General features: G+C 75.2%; 11 protein-coding genes. 4 read left to right on the forward strand and 7 right to left on the reverse strand.

All coding sequences use genetic code 11. The features are described from left to right. Nucleotides 1-39: 39 nt before the first annotated feature. Genes ACSC1Q_RS33285 through ACSC1Q_RS33315 form a run of 7 tightly spaced genes read right to left on the reverse strand, consistent with a single transcriptional unit; the run spans nucleotide 40 to nucleotide 8,773 of the window. Nucleotides 40-1,311 (reverse strand): Zn-dependent hydrolase, encoded by a 1,272-nt coding sequence (locus tag ACSC1Q_RS33285; RefSeq protein WP_436762668.1) that lies wholly within the window; start codon nucleotides 1,309-1,311, stop codon nucleotides 40-42. Beyond that, complete coding sequence (locus tag ACSC1Q_RS33290) at nucleotides 1,308-1,484, reverse strand: MbtH family protein (protein ID WP_436762669.1); 177 nt, start codon at nucleotides 1,482-1,484, stop codon at nucleotides 1,308-1,310. The genes ACSC1Q_RS33285 and ACSC1Q_RS33290 overlap by 4 nt, the downstream gene beginning before the upstream one ends. A gap of 1 nt (nucleotide 1,485) precedes the next feature. Continuing rightward, entirely contained in the window at nucleotides 1,486-2,244 is a 759-nt protein-coding gene (locus tag ACSC1Q_RS33295; RefSeq protein WP_436762670.1) for a thioesterase II family protein, read from the reverse strand. Next, nucleotides 2,244-5,285, reverse strand: coding sequence for a condensation domain-containing protein (locus ACSC1Q_RS33300; protein WP_436762671.1), 3,042 nt, complete (start codon nucleotides 5,283-5,285; stop codon nucleotides 2,244-2,246). Before ACSC1Q_RS33300 ends, ACSC1Q_RS33295 begins: the two co-directional genes overlap by 1 nt. Before the next feature lie 20 nt (nucleotides 5,286-5,305). Continuing rightward, nucleotides 5,306-5,923 (reverse strand): LOG family protein, encoded by a 618-nt coding sequence (locus ACSC1Q_RS33305; protein WP_436762672.1) that lies wholly within the window; start codon nucleotides 5,921-5,923, stop codon nucleotides 5,306-5,308. A 10-nt stretch (nucleotides 5,924-5,933) separates the two neighbouring features. Then, nucleotides 5,934-7,274, reverse strand: a complete 1,341-nt coding sequence (ccrA, locus tag ACSC1Q_RS33310; protein ID WP_436762673.1) for a crotonyl-CoA carboxylase/reductase — start codon at nucleotides 7,272-7,274, stop codon at nucleotides 5,934-5,936. Further along, on the reverse strand, nucleotides 7,271-8,773 hold the full coding sequence (locus tag ACSC1Q_RS33315) for an amino acid adenylation domain-containing protein (RefSeq protein ID WP_436762674.1): 1,503 nt from the start codon (nucleotides 8,771-8,773) through the stop codon (nucleotides 7,271-7,273). Before ACSC1Q_RS33315 ends, ccrA begins: the two co-directional genes overlap by 4 nt. 143 nt (nucleotides 8,774-8,916) lie before the next feature. Here ACSC1Q_RS33315 and ACSC1Q_RS33320 point away from each other — a divergent pair, with 143 nt between their 5' ends. Genes ACSC1Q_RS33320 through ACSC1Q_RS33335 form a run of 4 tightly spaced genes read left to right on the forward strand, consistent with a single transcriptional unit; the run spans nucleotide 8,917 to nucleotide 19,578 of the window. Next, a complete protein-coding gene (locus tag ACSC1Q_RS33320) occupies nucleotides 8,917-13,353 on the forward strand; it encodes an SDR family NAD(P)-dependent oxidoreductase (RefSeq protein WP_436762675.1) in 4,437 nt (1,478 codons plus the stop codon). Then, complete coding sequence (locus ACSC1Q_RS33325; protein ID WP_436762676.1) at nucleotides 13,350-15,047, forward strand: fatty acyl-AMP ligase; 1,698 nt, start codon at nucleotides 13,350-13,352, stop codon at nucleotides 15,045-15,047. Before ACSC1Q_RS33320 ends, ACSC1Q_RS33325 begins: the two co-directional genes overlap by 4 nt. Further along, nucleotides 15,044-18,037 carry a type I polyketide synthase gene (locus ACSC1Q_RS33330; protein WP_436762677.1) on the forward strand — a complete coding sequence of 998 codons (2,994 nt, stop codon included), beginning with the start codon at nucleotides 15,044-15,046 and terminating at the stop codon, nucleotides 18,035-18,037. The genes ACSC1Q_RS33325 and ACSC1Q_RS33330 overlap by 4 nt, the downstream gene beginning before the upstream one ends. Continuing rightward, complete coding sequence (locus ACSC1Q_RS33335; RefSeq protein WP_436762678.1) at nucleotides 18,034-19,578, forward strand: amino acid adenylation domain-containing protein; 1,545 nt, start codon at nucleotides 18,034-18,036, stop codon at nucleotides 19,576-19,578. Before ACSC1Q_RS33330 ends, ACSC1Q_RS33335 begins: the two co-directional genes overlap by 4 nt. Nucleotides 19,579-19,582 lie beyond the last annotated feature (4 nt).

The raw sequence follows: 19,582 nt of genomic DNA on the forward strand, positions 1-19,582 counted from the left end.
AACGTAGAATGAGGCGCGATCGAGTCGGTATCGCATCGGCTACCGGTCGATATCCGGGGCCGCGTCGCGCATCAGCACCGCTGTGAGCAGCACGTCCGCGCCCCACGCCAGGTGTTCCGGCGCCGTGTACTCCGCGGGCGCGTGGCTCACGCCGCCCCTGCTCGGCACGAATATCATCCCGACGGGCGCGATCCGCGCCACGATCTGCGCGTCGTGACCGGCCCCGCTGGGCAGGCGGTGGTACGGCAGGCCCTGCCCGGCCGCGGAGCGGGCGACGATCTCGCGCAGCCCCGCGTCGCAGTCGACCGGCGCGGTGCGCGCCCCGGGCACGACCGTGATGTGAGTGCCGGTCGCGGACGAGACCTCGGCGGCGACCTCGGCGAGCCGCGCCACCGCCGCGTCCAGGGCCCCGGCCGAGGTGTCACGGAACTCCACCCCCAGCCGGACCCTGCCGGGGATGACGTTCCACATGCCGGGCTCGACGGCGCACGTCCCGGTGGTGGCGCGCAGCACCAGCCGTTCGGCGGCGGCGATGGCCCGCACGGCCAGCACCAGCCGGGCGGCGCCGTCCAGCGCGTCGGCCCGGTGCTCCATGGGCGTGGTGCCCGCGTGCCCGGCCGTGCCCTCGACGGTGACCGCGACGTTCACCCGCCCGGTGATCGTCTCGACCACCCCGATGGGCACGCCCAGGCGCTCCAGCACGTCTCCCTGCTCGATGTGGAGTTCCAGGTAGGCGGCGACGTCGCGGGGCGACCAGGCCGCCTCGGCCAGCCGGTCCGCGTCGCCCCCGACCGCCGCGAGCAGGTCGGCGACCGGGACGCCGCGGTCGTCCAGGGCGAGCGCCGCCCCCGGCGGCAGCACCCCGGCGAACCCGTGCGAGCCCAGCATCCCCATCGTCCCGTGGGCGCCCTCCTCGTCGCAGAAGGCCACCACCGCGAGCGGGTGGTTCAGCCGGACGCCCTCCTCGTACAGGGTCCTGGCCACCTCGATGCCGGCCAGCACCCCGTAGGCCCCGTCGTAGGCGCCGCCGTTGAGCACCGTGTCGATGTGTGAGCCGAGGACCAGCGCGGCGGCCCCCGGCACGGAGCCGGGGCGGCGGCCGATCAGGTTCCCGGCCGCGTCGACCTCCACGGTCAGCGCCGCCTCCTCCATGAGCCGCGCGACGTAGGCGCGCCCCTCCACGTCCTGGGGCGTGAACGCCAGCCGCGTCACCCCGCCGCCGGGTACCGCGCCGACCGCGCCCAGCCGGGCCACGTGCTCCACCAGGCGCCCGGCGTTGACACGGGGCCGGGTCCCCTGCAGGACGGTCATGGCGTGCGCAGCGATCGGGGGCGCATGTCCGTCCACACCCGCTCGATGTGGGCCAGGCAGTCGTCACGGCCGCCGGTCGCCCCGGTGGCGGCCCACCCGGCGGGCAGGTCCCGGTCGTGCGGCCAGAGGGAGTACTGTTCCTCGTCGTTGACCACCACTACGTACGTGCTCACGTCAGACCTCCAGGTCGCGGATGATGTGGCCGAGCAGCTCCGCCCGGCGCTCGTGCAGGAAGAAGTGGTCGCCGTCCAGCACCCGGAGCCGGAAGTCCCCGCCGGTGTGCGGGCCCCACAGCAGGGCCTCGCCGGGCGAGACGATCTCGTCCCCCTCGCCGGTGTAGACGGTGAGCGGGCACGCCAGCGGCGGCTCGGTGGCGGGCAGGTAGGTCTCGGTCACCCGCAGGTCGGCCCGCACCCGGGGCAGGACCACCGCCAGCAGCCGGGGGTCGTCCAGCGGCAGGCCGCCGCTGCCGCCCAGGTGGCGCATCCAGGCCACCAGCTCGCCGTCGGGGGCGTCGTGGACGGCGGGGGCGCGCGGGCCGTCCGGCGCTCCGGCCGCCGCGGCCAGCAGCGCCTCCGGCGCGGGCGCGCCCCTGCGGCGCAGCTCCCTGGCCAGCTCGAACGCCACCCAGGCGCCCATGCTGTAGCCGAACAGCGCGTACGGCCGCCCCAGGTGCGGGGTGAGGGCGTCGGCCAGTTCGGCGACCAGGCCGTCCATCGCCGTGTGCGGGGCCTCGCGGAACCGGCGCTCGCGCCCCGGCAGGTGCACCGGCACCACCTCCACCGCGTCCGGCAGCAGGTCGGCCCACTGCTGGTACTCCACGGAGCCGCCGCCCGCGTACGGCAGGCAGAACAGCCGGACCGCGGCCCGCGGGCGGGGGGCGGGGAAGCTCACCGCCCGCGCCGCGCGGTCGAGCACGCGCGTCGTCGTCATCACGTCACCTCAAGGGGGAGGTCGGGGCCGGTCACCAGGGCGGTGATCCAGCGCTCCAGCTCGGCGGCCATCGCGGCGACCGTCTCCGGGCGGAACAGCGCCGTGTCGTACTCCAGCACCGCCCGCGCCGAGCCGCCCAGGTCGGTGACCTCCAGGGCGAGGTCGAACTGCGAGGTGCCCAGCGGGGTGAACAGCCGCTCGGCCGCCACCCCCGGCAGCCCGTCGTCGGCCGACTCCAGCAGGCGTCTGTCGTGCAGGGTGAACAGCACGTCGAACGGGGTCCCGCGGCCCATGCCCAGCTCAGCGGTGAGCCGCGACAGCGGCAGCTCCTGGTGCTCGTAGGCGCCGAGCAGGCTCTGCCGCACCCGGCCGACGACCTCGGCGAAGGTACGCGTCCCGCCCAGCCGGGTGCGGACGGCCACCGTGTTGACGAAGTGCCCGACCAGGTCGGCGACCTCGGTCCTGGACCGGCCGGAGACCACCGAGCCGACCACCACGTCCCGGGTGCCCGCGCGGCGGGCCAGCCAGACCTTGAACGCGGCCAGGTAGACCATGTGCGGCGTGGTGTCGGTGGCGCGGCACAGTTCCCGGACGTCGACCGGCAGGTCGAAGGCGTGCTGGGCACCCTGGAACAGCGGCCGTCTCGGGCGCGGCAGGTCGGTGGGGAGCGCGGTGCCCTTCGAGCCCGCCAGCCGCTCCCGCCAGTAGTCCACCAGGCCGGCCAGCCGGTCGCCGGTCAGCGACTCGCGTTCCCAGACGGCGAAGTCGACGTACTGCACGCCGGGGGCCGCCGGTTCGGCGCCGCCCTCGACGCGCAGGCGGTAGAAGGCGCACAGCTCCCGCCAGAAGACCGCCGTCGACCAGCCGTCGAAGACGATGTGGTGCACCAGGACGAGCAGCACGTGCTCGGTGGGGGAGACCCGGTACAGGACGGGCCGCAGCAGCGGGCCCATGGCGAGGTCGAACGGCCTGCGGTACTCCTCCAGGACGAGCCCGGCGGCGTCGGCCGTCTCCACCACGGGCAGCGGCACCGGCGCCGGGTCGGCCACCCGCTGCACCGGCCCCCGCCTGGTCATCGTGAACGTGGTCCGCAGCGACTCGTGCCGGGCGGTCACCCGCCCGATCGCCCACTCCAGCGCCTCGACGTCCAGCGGGCCGCGCAGCCGGAACGCGTGCGGCGCGTTGTAGGCGGGACTCTTCGGGGCCAGCTGGTTGAGCACCCACAGGCTCTCCTGCGCGTGGGAGAGCGGGTAGGTGGCGCCGGGTGTCCTGGGCACCGGGCGCGGCCCGGTCCCGGTGGGCCCGGCCAGCCAGCCGGCCAGTTCGGCGGGCGTCAGGTGGTGGAAGACGTCGGAGATGGACACCTCCACGCCCAGCCGGTCCTGGATCCGCATCGCCACCTGGACGGCGGCCAGGGAGTGACCGCCCAGGTCGAAGAAGTCGTCGTCCGGGGCGATCTCCCCGGGGTCCAGGCCCAGCACCTCGCTCCAGATGCCGGTGACGGCCTCCAGCAACCCGGCCGGTGCCCGCCCGGCCTCGGCCGCCGGGACGCCGTCGCGTGTCACGACGCCGGGGCGCGGCTGCCAAGGCACGGCGCCGACGGGACGGCCGGGGTCCTCGGCCGCGAAGTCCAGCACCCGCAGGTAGCCCTCGGCGAGCCAGGCGATCGTGGCCTCGTCGAACAGGCCGGTGTCGTACCGCAGCAGGCCGGAGATCTCGCCGTCGGCGGCGACCAGCTCCAGCTCCACGTCGAAGCGGACGGTCCGCTGGTCGAGGGGGTACGTCGACAGGGCGAGCTCGCCCAGCCGCAGCAGCATGCCCCGCTCGCCCGCGGAGGAGGCGCCCAGCGGCGACACCGCCTCGGGCGACTCGGGCGACTCGGACGACGCCACCCGGACGATCTCCCCGCGTTGCGAGGCGCGCAGCGTGAACGCCACGTCGAACAGCGGGGAGCGGCTCGGGTCGCGGTGCGCGCCCAGCCGCTCCACCAGCCGGGGGAACGGGTAGTCCTGGTTGTCCAGGGCCCCGAGCACCGCCTCCCGGGTGCGGCCGAGCACCTCGGAGAACCCGGGGTCCCCCGACAGGTCGGCGCGCAGCACGACCGGGTTGACGAAGTAGCCGGCCACGCCGGAGAACTCGGGGCGGCTGCGCCCGGAGGTCCATGTGCCGAGCAGGAAGTCGTCCTGGCCGGCCGCCCTGCCCAGCAGCACCTGGAAGGCGGCCAGCAGCGTCGTGTACAGCGTGGAGCCGCCCCTCGCGGCCAGTTCCGAGACCGCCGCCGACCGCTCCGCGCCCAGCCGGAAGGCGTACGAGGAGCCCTGGAAGCCCTGGTCGGCGGGGCGGGGCCGGTCGGTGGGCAGCGCCAGCACCGGCGGCGGGTCCGCCAGCAGCCCGGTCCAGTACGCCTCCATCCGGGCGCCGTCGGGACCGGCCAGCATCGCCGCCTGCCACGCCACGAAGTCGGCGTAGGTCGCGGCGGGCGGCGCGACGCCCGGCTCGGCCCCGTTCCGCAGCGCCGTGTACGCCTGCCCGAGCTCCTCCAGCAGCAGGAACAACGACCAGCCGTCGATCGCGATGTGGTGGGTGACCCAGAGCAGCACGGGCGCCGCGCCCGGGCGCCGCACCAGCACCACCCGCAGCACCGGCCCGCGCTCCAGGTCGAACGGGCGGGCCGCCTCGGCGCCCAGCAGGTCCGCGAGGTCCTGACCCGGCGCGAGGGAGGCGACGCGGAAGTCCAGGCCGCCCTCCGGGGCGACCCGCTGCACCGGGGTCCCCTTGACGTGCCCGTACGTCGTGCGGAAGATCGGGTGCCGCGCGACCAGCCACTCGAACGCGCCGCGCAGCGCGCCCGGGTCGGCGTCGTCGTGCACCGTCCACGCGAACGGCATGTTGTAGGCGACGCTCGCCTCCCTGCGCATCCGGTCCATGAACCACAGGGACTGCTGGCCGTACGAGAGCGGGAAGGGCGCGGCGGCCGACTTCATCAGCCTGGCGAGCAGGGCACGTTTGTCCGCGGGGGACAGCGGCGCTCGGGTCTCCATCGGAGTCCTCCAGTAGGGGGTCAGGCCGCCGGGACGGCCAGCTGCTCGGCGAGGGAGAGGGCCGCCTCGGGCGAGGGGACGGAGTGGAACACCGGCTGCGCCGACGAACCGGCCTGGGCGATCAGCTCGTAGCGCCGCAGCGTCTCGACGAGGCTGATGAAGCCGTCCCAGAAGCCCTCGGTGTTCACCAGGATCAGCGGTTTCGCCGACCTGCCCAGGTAGGTGGCGGAGATCACCTCAAGGATCTCGTCCAGCGTCCCGTAGCCCCCGGGCAGCGCGATGAAGACGTCGGAGCAGCGCAGCATGTGCTCCTTGCGCCGGTGCAGGGTGTCGGTCAGGTGCGTCTCCTGGACCGGTGCCGCGATCGCCCGCTCCCGCTCGTACAGGAAGCGCGGGATGATGCCCCGGATGGCCGCGCCGCTCTCCGACGCAGCCCAGGCCACCTCGCCCATCAGGCCGGAGCCGCCGCCACCGTAGACCAGGTGGTGGCCGCGCTCGCCGATGAGCCTGCCGGTGGTCCTGGCCGTGTCGACGATGGCCTGCGAGTTGCTCCGTCCCGCGCCGCAGAAGACGCAGATGTCCAGCGGCCTGCCGGATTCGCGCGTGCCCGCGCCGGGTTCGAGGATTGTCGAGGTCATGGCTCTCTCCTTACGAGGACCGGTAGCGCGTGATCGCCGGCAGGTGCCGCTCGCGGAGCTCCCGGTCGCGCACGCCGAGACCCTCTGCGGGGGCGAGGCAGAGAACGCCGATCTTGCCCTGGTGCGCGTTGCGCCGGACGTCGTGCACGGCCTCGGCGCTCTGCTCCAGCGGGTAGCTGCGTGACAGGGTCGGGTGGACGCGTCCCTGAGCGACCAGCCGGTTGGCCTGCCAGGCCTCGTGGTAGTTGGCGAAGTGCGTGCCGACGACGCGCTTGAGGCTCATCCACAGGTACCGGTTGTCGAAGGAGTGCATGAACCCGGTGGTGGAGGCGCAGGTCACGATCGTCCCGCCGCGCCTGCAGACGTAGACGCTCGCGCCGAAGGTCTCCCTGCCGGGATGCTCGAACACGATGTCGGGGTCGTCGCCGCCGGTCAGCTCGCGGATGTGCTTGCCGAAGCGCCGCCACTCGGCGACGTCGGGGGTGTGCTCGTCCTGCCAGAAGGAGTACTTCTCCGCGGACCTGTCGATGATCAGGGAGGCGCCCGCCCTCCTGGCCAGTTCCGCCTTCTCGGGGGAGGAGACCACGCAGACCGGGGTGGCGCCGCCGTTGAGGGCGTACTGCGTGGCGTAGGAGCCGAGGCCGCCGGACGCGCCCCAGATCAGGACGGTGTCGCCCTGCTTCATGGCCGCGCCGTTGCGCGAGACCAGCTGCCGGTAGGCGGTGGAGTTGACCAGCCCCGAGCAGGCCGCCTCCTCCCAGGTCAGGTGGGCGGGCATGGGCATCAGCTGGTTCGCCTTGACCAGCGCGAGCTCCGCCAGGCCGCCGAAGTTGGTCTCGAAGCCCCAGATCCGCTGCTGCGGGTCGAGCATCGTGTCGTCGTGCCCCTCGGGGTCCTCCAGCTCCACCGACAGGCAGTGCGCGACGACCCGGTCTCCCGGCCTCCACTTGGTGACGCCCGGCCCCACCCGCAGCACCACGCCGGAGACGTCGGAGCCGAGCACGTGGTACGGCAGGTCGTGGCGGCGGGCCAGCTCGCTGCGGCGGCCGTAGCGGCGCAGGAACCCGAAGGTGGCCACCGGCTCGAAGATCGCCGACCAGACGGTGTTGTAGTTGACCGAGCTGGCCATCACCGCGAGCAGCGCCTCGCCGGGCCCGACCTCCGGGGTGGCGACCTCCTCGATGTGCAGCGACTTGCGCGGGTCCTTGTCCTCGCCGCGCATCCCGGCGAACATGTCGACCTCGTCGGCGTGCACCGTGACGCCCCAGTAGGACTCCGGCACGGCCAGCGCCGCGAAGTGGCCGGGGTCGCTCTCGCCCGACAGGACGGCGTCTCTGATCGCGTCGGTCATCGCGTTGCCTCCAGGGCGAGTCGGTCGAGCTTGCCGTTGGGGTTCAGGGGCAGGACGGCGACGGTGTGGAACCGGGCCGGGATCATGTGCGCGGGCAGCCGCTCCCCGCACAGGGCGCGCAGCTCGCGGGGGGAGACCGGCTCGCCGACCAGGTAGGCGGCGATCAGCGGCTCACCGCCCGGCGGGGTCCGCACGATCACGGCCGCGTCGGTCACGCCGGGGGTACGCCGCAGCACGGCCTCGATCTCGCCCAGCTCGACGCGGAACCCGCGGATCTTGACCTGGGAGTCGATGCGGCCCAGATACTCGAACGACCCGGACTCCAGCTGCCGTACCAGGTCACCCGTGCGGTACCAGCGCCGCTCCCCGCCGCCCAGGTCGGCGAGCGGGAACCTCTCGGCGTTGAGCTCAGGGCGCCCGACGTAGCCCGCGGCCAGCGCGGTGCCGCCCACCCACAGCTCGCCCTCGACACCGGTCGGCACCGCGCGGCCGTCCGGGCCGACGACGGCGGTACGGACGTGGCGCAGCGCCCGGCCGATGTTCGTGGGCCCGGAGGTGTCCTCCACCGTCGCGCGGTCCACGACCGTGCAGGTGGAGAAGACGGTCGTCTCGGTGGGGCCGTAGATGTTGACGATCTCCTCGCGCCCGCCGGTGAGGTCCATCCACGCGCGGATGGTGTCGCGGTCGATGGCCTCGCCACCGAAGATCAGGTAGCGCAGCGCGAGCGGGCGGGGGCTCTGCTCCATCGCCCAGGCCAGGTACTTGAACATGCTGGGCACCTGGCAGAGCACGGTCACCCGTTCGGCGTCCAGCGTCTCCAGCAGCAGCCGGGGGTCGCGTCCGGCCGAGACCGGGATCGCCACCACGCGCCCGCCGTGCAGCAGCGCCCCCCACATCTCCCAGACGGAGAAGTCGAAGCAGTGGCTGTGGAACCAGCTCCACACGTCGTCCCCGCTGAAGGAGAACCGTTCGCGGGCGGAGCGGAACAGCTCAAGCACCGCCCCCTCGGGGGTGGCGACGCCCTTGGGCGTCCCGGTGGAGCCGGAGGTGTAGATGACGTGGGTGGGGATCTCCGGGGAGCGCCGGACGGGCGGCAGGACGTCCCCGCCCGAGACCGCGCCGGTGACCTCGATCCTCGGCACCCCGGCGAAGGGCCAGGGCCCGTCCGGGTCGGCGCAGATCGCGCGCAGCCCGCTGTCGCCGGCCATGAACCGCACCCGTTCGGCGGGGTAGTCGGGGTCGAGGGGGACGTACGTGCAGCCATGGCCGATCACCGCCACGACGGCGGCGACGACCCGCCAGGAGCGCCGCATGAAGACGCCGACCCGGTCGCCGGGGACGAGCCCCAGCTCGCCGAGCGAGCGGCGGATCCCGGAGGCGGCGTCCGCCAGCTCGGCGTAGCTCACGGATCGGTGTTCGTCGGTGACGGCGAGCGCGTCGGGCCGCCGCAGCACGTGCTCGTAGAAGGCCGAGGCCAGGGAGCCGAATTCTTCGTCCACAGGTCAGGACGATCTCCAATGGCACGACATATGGGTATTCGTCGGCGGGCTAGGCTTCCCCCGGCGACCCGGCCTGGCGGCTAGGTACCGTCCGCGCCCTGCGGCGGAAGACGCCGGCGCCGCGCCTGGCGATGCTTCTCGGCATGAACGGTGTCGTTTTCGTCTTCCCCGGCCAGGGTGCCCAGTGGCGCGGCATGGGAAGCGCCCTGCTGGAGCAGGAACCGGCCTTCGCCGCGGCGATCCGGGAGTGCGAGGTCGCGCTCGAACCGTACCTGGACCGATCCGTCACCGACGTACTCGCGGGCAGGGCCGACGCCGACAGGATCGACGTCGTCCAGCCCGCCCTCTTCGCCCTGCAGGTCGGGCTGGCCCGCCTGTGGGAGGCCAACGGCGTCGTGCCCGCCGCCGTGGTCGGGCACAGCCTGGGCGAGGTCGCCGCCGCGCACGTGGCGGGCGCCGTCACCCTCAAGGAGGCGGCCAGGATCGTCGGCGTCCGCAGCCGCCTCTACCGCGGGCTCAGCGGGACGGGCGCGATGGCGCTGCTCGGCCTCGGCTGGGAGGAGGCCGCCACCGTGGTCGCCGAGCAGAACGACCGGCACGGCGGTCGCATCTGCCTGGCCGCCGCCAACGCGCCCGGCTCGACCGTGGTCGCCGGTGACCACGACGCGGTCCACGCGCTCGTCGAGCAGCTCCGCTGGGAGGACGTCTTCTGCCGCCTGGTCGGCGCCGACGTCGCCGGCCACAGCCACCACGTCGACCCGCTCCTGCCCGAGCTGCGCGACGCGCTGGCCGCCCTGGCGCCGGTGCCCGCCACGACCCCGCTCTGGTCGACCGTCACCGGCCGCCCCGGCACGACGCCCGACGCCGCCTACTGGGGTCGCAACCTGCGCGAGCCCGTCCTGTTCTGGCCGGTGATCCGGCAGCTGCTGGCCGCGGGGCACGACACGTTCGTCGAGCTCAGCCCGCACCCCACCCTGCTGTCCGGGCTGCGCGACGTCGACGCGCTGCTGCTGCCGTCCGTGCACAAGGAGGACACCGCCGCCTTCGCGGGCTCCCTCGCCCGGCTGCGCGAGGTGGAACTGACCTCGGACGGCCCCCTGGGCGACCACCGGGTCGAGGGCCGTCCGGTCTTCCCCGGCGCCGGGTACGTGGCGGCCGCCCTGGAGCACTCGGACGCGCTGGCCGGGGTGGAGTTCCACGTCCCGCTGGTGCTGGACGTCCCGCGCCGCCTGGGCGCCGTCCTCGACGGCGACGCGATCGACCTCGTGGCGGAGGGGCGCGCGCACGCCTCGGCCTGCTGCACGACACCGGAACCCGCGAAGGACCTGGACCTCCCGCGGATCAGGTCCCGCTGCGCGGCCCGGACCGGCGCCGAGGAGCTCTACGCGGGCTTCGAGGCCAGGGGCATGCAGTACGGCCCCGCCTTCCGGCGGGTCGAGGAGGTCTTCGCCGCCCCCGGCGAGTCCCTCGCCCGCCTGCGCGCGGTTCCCCGCTCCGCCACATTTTCCGCCGCGCCCTCCGCTGTGTCCGGGCCGTACCGGCTGGACGTGGCACTGATCGACGCCTGCCTGCAGGCGGCGGCGCCCGCCCTCGGCGACGGGGACGGCCTGCTGCTGCCCAGCGCGGTGGCCAGGGTGTCGGTGCTGGGCGAGGTCGGCACGGCCCGCTGGGCGTACGCCAGGGTCGCGGGAGGGGGCCCGGACGCCGGATCCGGCGCCGGGGCGGACGTGCTGCTCAGCGTCGACGCCTGCGACGAGGACGGCCGGGTCGTCCTGGCGCTGCGCGGGGTTCGGCTGCGGGCGATCGACCGCGAGGCCGGGGCCGGCGGCTGGACGTACACCACGCGCTGGGTGCCGGTGGAGCCCGGCGACGGCGAGCCGTTCGACGGCGTGGTCCACCGGGTCGAGCCGGGACGGCCCGCCGAGGAGTCGCTGCGGTCGCTGCTGGAGCTGGTCCAGGAGCTGGCCGCCGCGCCGGAGCCGGAGCGGCTGTGGGTGGTGACCAGGAACGCCCAGCCCGTGGAGCCCGGCGACCCGGTCGACCCCGACGCCGCCGCCGTGTGGGGGATGGCCCGCACGGTCAGGCACGAACACCCCGAGCTGCGCTGCGTCCTGGTCGACCTGGACGCCGGGCACGACCCGTCCACCTGGACCCCGGCCGGGCCGGGCCCGTCCACCCGGGCCACGGCCGGGCACGGTGCCGGAGACGGGACGCCCGCCGGGGAACCGGCTCCGGGCGAGCCGTCTGTGCCGTCCGTGCCGGGCCGTGACGTCCCCGGTGCCGGGGACGAGCCGCCCACCTGGAACCTGGGGAGCGAGAACGAGGTCGCCCTGCGGGGCGGCAGGGCGTTCGCGCCGCGCCTCACCCCGCGACCGGCCGGGCCGCGCGGCCCGCACCGCCTCGTCCAGCGCGTCCAGAAGGACCTCGGCACCCTGACCCTGGCCGAGGTCCCGCCCGTACAGGACCTGGCCGGACGGGATTCCGCGCCGGAGACCCTCGCCGGAGGCGCTCCCGGAGCGGGGAAGGTGCGGATCCGGGTGCACGCCGCCGGGCTCAACTTCAACGACGTGCTGCGCGGGCTCGGCATGCTGGGCGAGCAGCCCGAGCCCCTCGGCTACGGCCTGGAGTGCGCCGGAGAGGTGACCGCCGTCGGCGACGGCGTCACCGGCCTCGCCCCCGGCGACCGGGTGACGACCCTCGTCGCCGAGATCGGCGCGATGGCCTCGCACGTCACCGTGGACGCCCGCCTCGCCGTGCGCATCCCCGCCGACCTCGGCTTCACCGAGGCGGCGGCGCTGCCCGCCGCGTACGTCACCGTGGTCTACGGCATGGAGCGGCTGGCCCGCCTGGAGGCCGGGGACCGGGTGCTGATCCACGCCGCGGCCGGCGGCGTCGGCCAGGCGGCGGTGCGGCTGGCCGGGCGCGCGGGCGCCGAGGTCATCGCCACCGCGGGCTCGCCCGGCAAGCGGGCCTGGCTCCGGGAACAGGGCGTGGAGCACGTCTTCGACTCGCGCTCCCTGGACTTCGCCGACCGGGTCATGGAGGTCACCGGCGGCGCCGGGGTCGACATGGTGGTCAACTGCCTGGCCGGGGAGGCCGTCGACGAGGGACTGCGCGTCCTGGCGCCCTTCGGCCGGTTCGTGGAACTCGGCAAGCGCGACATCGCCGGGAACAGGCCGCTGCCGCTCGCGCCGTTCGCCAAGAGCCTGTCCTTCCACGCGGTGGAGGCGTTCTCGCTGACCTGGCGGCGCCCGGACCTGGCCGGGGCGATGCTGCGCGAGGTGGTGGGCGCGGTCGAGGACGGCACGCTCGCCCCGCTGCCGGTGACGGCCTTCCCCGCGGCCGAGGCCGAGGCGGCGTTCCGCCACATGGCGTCGGCCCGGCACATCGGCAAGGTGGTCCTCACCTTCGACCGGCCCCGGCTCCGCGCCGACGGCACCTACCTGGTCACCGGCGGCCTGAGCGGTCTCGGCCTGGCCGCGGCCGAGGGCCTCGTACGGCAGGGCGCCCGGCACCTCGCCCTGATGGGCAGGAGCGAGCCGGGACCGGACGCGCGGCGGCGGATCGCCACGCTGCGCGAGGACGGCGTGCGGGTCACGGTGCTCGCCGCCGACGTCGCCGACGCGGCCGCGCTGGAGAGCGCGCTCGCCGGTCTCCGCGTCCAGGCGCCGCCCCTGCGCGGCGTCCTGCACGCCGCCGGGGTGCTGCGCGACCGCACGATCACCGCCACGAACTTCGACGAGGTACGCGAGGTGCTGCGCCCCAAGGTGGACGGCACCCGCAACCTGCACCGGCTCACCTCCGGCGACCCGCTGGAGCTGTTCGTGCTGTTCTCCTCGGCGGCCGGGCTCCTCGGCTCCGGCGGCCAGGCCGGCTACGCGGCGGCCAACGCCTTCCTGGACGGCTTCGCGCACTGGCGCAGGGGGCAGGGCCTGCCCGCCACCAGCGTCGACTGGGGCGTCTGGTCGGAGATCGGGCTCGCCGCCCGGCCCGACAGGGCGGGCCGGCTCGCCGACAAGGGCATGGGCTCCATCGACCCCGCGTCGGGCCTGCGGATCCTGGCCGGCCTGCTCGCGGAGTCGCCGGCCCAGGTCGCGGTCGTCCCCCTGGACGCCCCCGCCTGGTTCGCGCACAACCCGGGACAGGAACACTGGTCGATCTTCGCCGGGCTGGCGGACGGCCACACCGCGACCGGCCCGCTGAGCATCGCGACCCCCGAGGAGCTGGAGAGGACGCTCACCGAGTGGGTGGCGGGCGTGCTGCGCACCTCCCCGGCCGTGATCGACCCCGAGGTGTCGCTGACCCGCCTCGGCCTGGACTCCCTGATGGCCGTCGAGCTGCGCAACCTCCTGGAGGCCCGGCTCGGGGTGCGGCTGCCGACCCCCGCGTTCCTCGACGGCCCCACCGTCGCCGAGCTGGCCGGGCGGGTGAGCGCCCACCTGGGCGACCGTACGGCCGGGGGAGACCCCGTGGCGGACGCCCGCGACCCGATGGCGGCGCGGCTGGACGCCCTGTCCGACGCCCAGGTGGACGCCCTGCTGGACGAGCTTCTCAACGACCACATCGGAGGAATGGCATGACATCTCATGATTCGGTGCTGGCGTCGCTGCTGGCCACCGCCGACGAGCACGGCGAGCGTCCGGCCCTGACCTTCCTGGGCAGGGGCGAGAGCACCGCGTGGACCTTCGCCCAGCTGGCCCTGCGCGCCCGGCAGGTCGCCACCCGCCTCACCGAGGCCGGAGCGTGCGGCGAGCGCGTGCTCCTCGCCTGCCCCTCCTCCGCCGAGTACGCCCCCGTCTTCTACGGCTGCATGCTCGCCGGGGCGGTGCCCGTGCCCGTCTACATGCCCTCCCTCGCGCACTTCAGGTCGGCCTGGTCGAAGATCGCCTCCATCGCCCGCGACTCCGGCGCCGCCTACGCCGTCGCCCCCGAGCCGCTCCCCGACGCGGGCGCGCTGGCGACGCTGCCCGGGTTCCGCGGCTGGCTGCACTTCGCCGGCCTGCTCTCCGGCGACGCCGCCGACCACTGGTCGCTGCCCGCCCCCGCGGACCTGGCGTTCCTGCAGTACACCTCGGGTTCCACCGGCAACCCCAAGGGCGTCATGGTGACCCACGGCGGCCTCACCCACAACGCCCGCGCGGTGGCCTCGGCCGTCGGCGCCACCCACGAGAGCACCACGGTCTCCTGGCTGCCGCTCTACCACGACATGGGGATCATCGGCTCGCTGCTGTCGCCGCTGCTGTGGGGCGCCCACGTGGTGAAGATGTCCCCGCAGGCGTTCGCCGCGCAGCCGGTCAGCTGGCTGCGGGCCATCTCCGAGTACGGCGGGCAGCTCTCCTACGCGCCCAACTTCGCCTACGAGCTGTGCGTCAGGAAGGCCACCGACGCCGATGTCGCGTCCCTGGACCTGAGTAGCTGGCGGGTCGCCGTCAACGGCGCCGAACCGCTCCGGCAGGCCACCATACGGAACTTCGCCGAACGGTTCGCGCCCTCCGGGTTCGACGCCGGAAGCCTGCGCGTCGCGTACGGCATGGCCGAGAGCACCCTGGTGATCTCCACCTCGCGGCTGGAGGCCGACGACCCCGGCGTCCAGGTGGGGGAGCGCGCCTACGTCCGCTGCGGGACCCCGGTGGAGGACATGGTCTTCGAGATCGCCGACCCCGCCACCGGGCTGCCGAGCGCGCCCGGCGAGGTGGGGGAGGTGTGGGTGTCCGGGCCCTCGGTCGCCGACGGCTACTGGCAACGCCCCGAGACCACCGCCGAGACCTTCCACGCCCGCCTGCCGGGACGGCCGGAGAGCTTCCTGCGCACGGGGGACCTCGGCGTGATGCGCGACGGCGACGTGGTGATCGTCGGCCGCCACAAGGACCTGATCGTCCTCAACGGGGTCAACCACTATCCCCAGGACGTCGAGTACACCGTCGAGCGGGTCAGCCCCGCCGTGCGGGGCGGCTGCGGCGCCGCGTTCGCCACCGAGCCCACCGGCGACGTGCCGCAGGCCGAGGCCGCGGTGGTGGTCGCCGAGGTCACCGTCAAGAACGCCGGCAACCTCGACGAGCTGATCACCGAGATCCGCCTCGCCGTGGCCAGGGAGCACGACGTGATGCTCGACGGGGTGTTCCTGGTCGAGCCGCGCAGCGTCCCCAAGACCACCAGCGGCAAGATCCGGCGCCGCGAGTGCCGCGCGATGCTGCTGGACGGCGAGTTCACCGTGCTGGCCGGATGGACCTCGCCCGCGCTCGCGGGCGCCGGCCCGGTGGCGGCCCTGCGATGAACGTCCAGGACCTGCTGGTCTCCCTGGTCGCCGAGCGCACCGGCCTGGCCGGCGTCGACGCCGACCGGCTGTTCATCGACTGCGGCATCGGCTCCGCCGACGCGGTCGCGCTCGCGGCCGAGCTGGAGGCCCGGCTCGGCCTCCCGCTGCCCACCACCGTCTTCTACGACCACCCCAGCCCCCGCATGCTGGCGGCGTACCTGACCGCGTCGGCCCCGTCGGCGCCGTCAGCGCAACCGGTGTCGTCGGCGGGGCGGTCAGGGCGGGAGGCCGCCGGGTACTCCCCCGAACCGGTGGCGATCGTCGGCATCGGCTGCCGCCTGCCCGGCGCCGACGGCCCCGCGAACCTCTGGAGGCTGCTCACGGACGGCGTCGACGCGGTCGGCGCGGTACCGGGGGAGCGGGCCGCGCGGCACCCGGGCTGGCGCGAGCCGGGGGTGGGCGAGGGCGGGTTCCTGCCGGACGTGGAGGCGTTCGACCCGGCGTTCTTCACGGTCAACGCCCGCGAGGCCGAGGCGATGGACCCGCAGCAGCGGATGCTGCTGGAGGTCGCGCACGAGTCCCTGCAGGACGCCGGGCTGCGCCTGGACGGCCCGGCCGGCCTGGCCGGGACCCAGGTCGGCGTGTTCGCCGGCGTCAGCAGCGGGGACTTCCTGGTCAGCAGCTTCTCCGGGGCGGCCGAGCCCGGCCTCTACACCCCGACCGGCGTGGCGCACAGCGTGGCCGCCAACCGCATCTCCTACGTCTTCGACCTGCACGGCCCCTCGATGTCGGTCGACACCGCCTGCTCGTCGTCGCTGGTCGCCGTCCACCAGGCGGTGACGGCCCTGCGGACCGGCCAGTGCGACACCGCGCTCGCCGGTGGGGTCAACGCGATCCTCTCCCCGGACATCGGCCTGTGCTTCCGTACGGCCGGGGTGCTCGCCCCCGACGGCCGCTGCAAGTCCTTCGGGGCCGGGGCCGACGGCATGGGCCGCTCCGAGGGCGCCGTCGTGGTGACGCTCAGGCGCCTGGGCGACGCGCTCGCCGCCGGGGACCGGATCTACGCCCTCATCCGGGGTGGCGCGGTCAACAGCGACGGGCGCACCAACGGGCTGATGTCGCCGAGCGCCCCCGCGCAGGTACGGCTGCTGCGCGCGGCGTGCCGGGCGGCCGGGGTCGAGCCCGGCGACGTCGGCTACGTCGAGGCACACGGCTCGGGAACCCGGCTGGGCGACCTGATGGAGCTGCGCGCCCTGTCGGAGGTGATGGGCGCCACCGCCGGGCGCCGCGCCGAGCTGCGGATCGGCTCGGTCAAGAGCAACGTGGGCCACCTGGAGGCCGCGGCGGGCGCGGCGGGACTGGCCAAGCTGGCCCTGACGCTCTTCCACGGCACGCTCCCGGCCAGCCTGCACGCCGCGAGGCCCGCCGAGGACTTCGACTGGCCCGGGAGCGGCCTGCGCGTGCAGGAGCGCCTCGAACCCTGGGCGGGACGGCTGGCCGGGGTGAGCTCCTTCGGCTTCGGCGGCACCAACGCCCACCTGATCCTGGAGGCACCCCCGTCCCCGGTCCTGTCCTCGATCCCGGCCCAGGCCCCGCCCCCGTCTTCGGCCCCGGTCGCGACGGGACGCGCGGGCGAGGTCCGGGGAGAGGCGTCCCCGCCGGCTCGGGTCCGTCCCCGGCGGCAGGTCTGGGAGGACTGCGAGGGACTGCCCCCCGACGAGATGTGGTCGTATCCCGAACCCGCTCCCCGCCGACGCCACTACCTGCCGCTGTCGGCGCACACCCACGCCGCGCTGCGGGAGCTGGTCGTGCGGTGGCGGGCCGCGCTGCGGGATCCGGCGCTGGACCTGGCGGCGGCCTGCCACACGGCGGGGGACCGGCGCGACCACCACGCCCACCGGGCCGGGGTGACCGGTGCCGACGCCGCCGAGCTGGACCGCGAGCTCGACAGGGCGCTCACCGACCTGGCCGCCGCGACACCCGGCGGTACCGCCCCCGGAGGCCTGGCCTTCGTCTTCGCCGACGAGCCGCACGTTGACGAGCCGTACACCGGTGAGCCCGGTGCGCCCGCCGAGGACGGCGCGCGGGCCGGGCTCACCGAACGTGCCGAACACGCTGAACGCGCCGCATCCTCCGCTTCCGCCGCGCTCGCCGGGCTCGCCGACGAGCTGCGCCGGGCGGGGATCCGTCCCGACCTGGTGATCGGCCACGGCGCGGGGGAGGTCGCCGCCGCCCGCCACCTCGGCGTGCTGGCGCCCGCCGCCGCCGACGCCGTGGCCGGGTACCGCGCCCGGCTGCTGGCCGGGCTGCCGCCCGTGCACGCCCTGCGGGTCCGGCTGGCCCGCAGGCTGGCGGAGGCCCTGTGCGCCCGCGTCGGTCCCGCGCTCGCGGTGGCCACGGTGGAGGACCCGCAGACCTGCGTCATCGTCGGCCCCCGGGACGCGCTGGCCGGTCTGGCAGCCACCCTCTCCGCCGGGGACGTGCTCTGCGGAGACCTCGGACCCGCCACCGCGGACCACAGCGGGCTGGCCGGGCCGCTCGCCGCCGAGCTGGCGGAGGCCCTGGAGGGGCTGCCCGCCAACGTGGGGGAGACGGTGTCGCTGTCGACGCTCACCGGCGCGCCGGTCGACGGCCGCGCGCAGGGCGCCGGGTACTGGGCGCGCCATCTGGCCGGGCCGAGCCTGCTCGGCGACGCGCTCACCGGCGCGCTGGACCGGGGCGTACGCACCTTCGTGGAGATCGGCGCCGCGGGACTCGGCCCCCGGCTGCGCGGCGTCGCGGGCGGCAGGAGGGCCCGCGTGGTGCGCTGCGCCACCGCGAGCGACCTGCCCGGCGTGCTGATCCGCCTGTACGAGCTCGGCCACGACCCCGACTGGGCCGCTCTCAACCCGCCGGGGGCGGTGACGTCCATCCCGCTGCTCCCCTGGTCACGGGACTGGTCCGCCCCCCTTCCCCCGGCTTCCCCGGCCGGCCCCGTGACCGCCGTTCCCCAGGAGGTGACCGCATGAGCACCGTCGAGACGGCTCGACCGGGAGACGGCGGCATGGACACCGTCCCGTACGAGAAGGCCCGGACAGGAGACGGCGGAGGCGTGGACGCCGTCCCGTACGAGACGGTCCCGCCGGGAGGCGACGGGGTGAGCACCGTCCTGCACGAGGTGGCCCGCCAGGTGGAGCGCACGCCCGGCGCGCTCGCGGCGGCCGACCCGGGCTCCGAGATCACCTACGGGCGGCTCGCCGCCCGAGCCGGAGCGGTGGCCCGCGTCCTGCGGGACCGGGGCGTGCGCCCGGGGGACGTGGTCGGCGTCGCGCTGCCGCGTTCCGCCGAATACGTGGCCGTGATCATGGGCCTGTGGCAGGCCGGCGCGGTCTTCCTGCCCCTCGACCCGTCCCTGCCGCCCGAGCGGCTCCGCTTCCAGCGGGAGCAGGCGGGCATGAGCCTGCTCCTCGACTCACTGCCGCCCACCGAGGGCGCGGAAGGCGCCGGGGACACCGGCGAGCCGCTCACCGGTGACGTCCGGCCCGAGCAGTGCGCGTACGTGATGTTCACCTCCGGCTCCACCGGGCGGCCCAAGGCGGTGCGGGTCTCGCACGCCTCGCTGCACAACTGCGTACGGGCCGTCGCCGAGCTGCTCGCCCCCGGCCCCGCCGACCGGTACGCCGCGAACCAGACCTTCTCCTTCGACATCTCGCTGCTGGAGATGTTCGTCCCGCTCAGCCACGGCGGCGCGACCCTGGTGACCTCCGAGGCGCTGCAGGCCGACCCCGGGCGGCTGGTGGGCTGGCTGGAGGAGCACGGCGTCACCGTCGTCCACGCCACCCCCACCGCCTGGCGCGCGCTGCTGCCGCACCTGACGCCGGGGCGCGAGGCGCTGCGGGCCGTCTGCGGCGGCGAGGTGCTGACCGCGCGGCTCGCCGCCGAGCTGGCCCGGCACGCCGGGCGCGTCTGGAACTTCTACGGCCCCACCGAGGTCACCGTGTGGTGCACCGCCGGGCTCGTGGACGCGGCGGAGCCCGACCCGCTGCCGGTGGGCAGGCCGCTGGACGGCTACCGGGTCGTCGTGCTCGACGACGACGGCGCGCGGGTGCCGGACGGCGAGCAGGGCGAGATCCACGTCGGCGGGCGCGGCGTGGCCCTCGGCTACGGCGGCGCCCCCGAGCTCACCGCCGAGCGGTTCGTCGACCACCCCGAGCACGGCAGGCTCTACCGGACCGGCGACCTGGGACGGCTGCGCCCCGACGGGCAGCTGAGGTTCGACGGCCGCCGCGACCGCCAGGTGCAGCTGCGCGGCTACCGGATCGAGCTGGGCGAGATCGAGTCCGTGGCGCAGGAGCACCCCCTGGTCGAACTGGCCGCCGCGCACATCGTGGACGACGCCCTCCTGCTGTTCGCCCAGGGAGACGTCACCCCCCGGGCGCTGCGCAAGCACCTCGCCGCCCACCTGCCCTCGTACATGATCCCCGCCAGGATCGACGTGCGCGGCGCCTTCCCGCTCACCCCCACCAAGAAGATCGACCGCGTCGCGCTGCTGGCGTCGGCGAACCGTTAGGAGT

The organism is Streptosporangium heterodermiicola, assembly GCF_051390675.1.
Taxonomy (GTDB): domain Bacteria; phylum Actinomycetota; class Actinomycetes; order Streptosporangiales; family Streptosporangiaceae; genus Streptosporangium.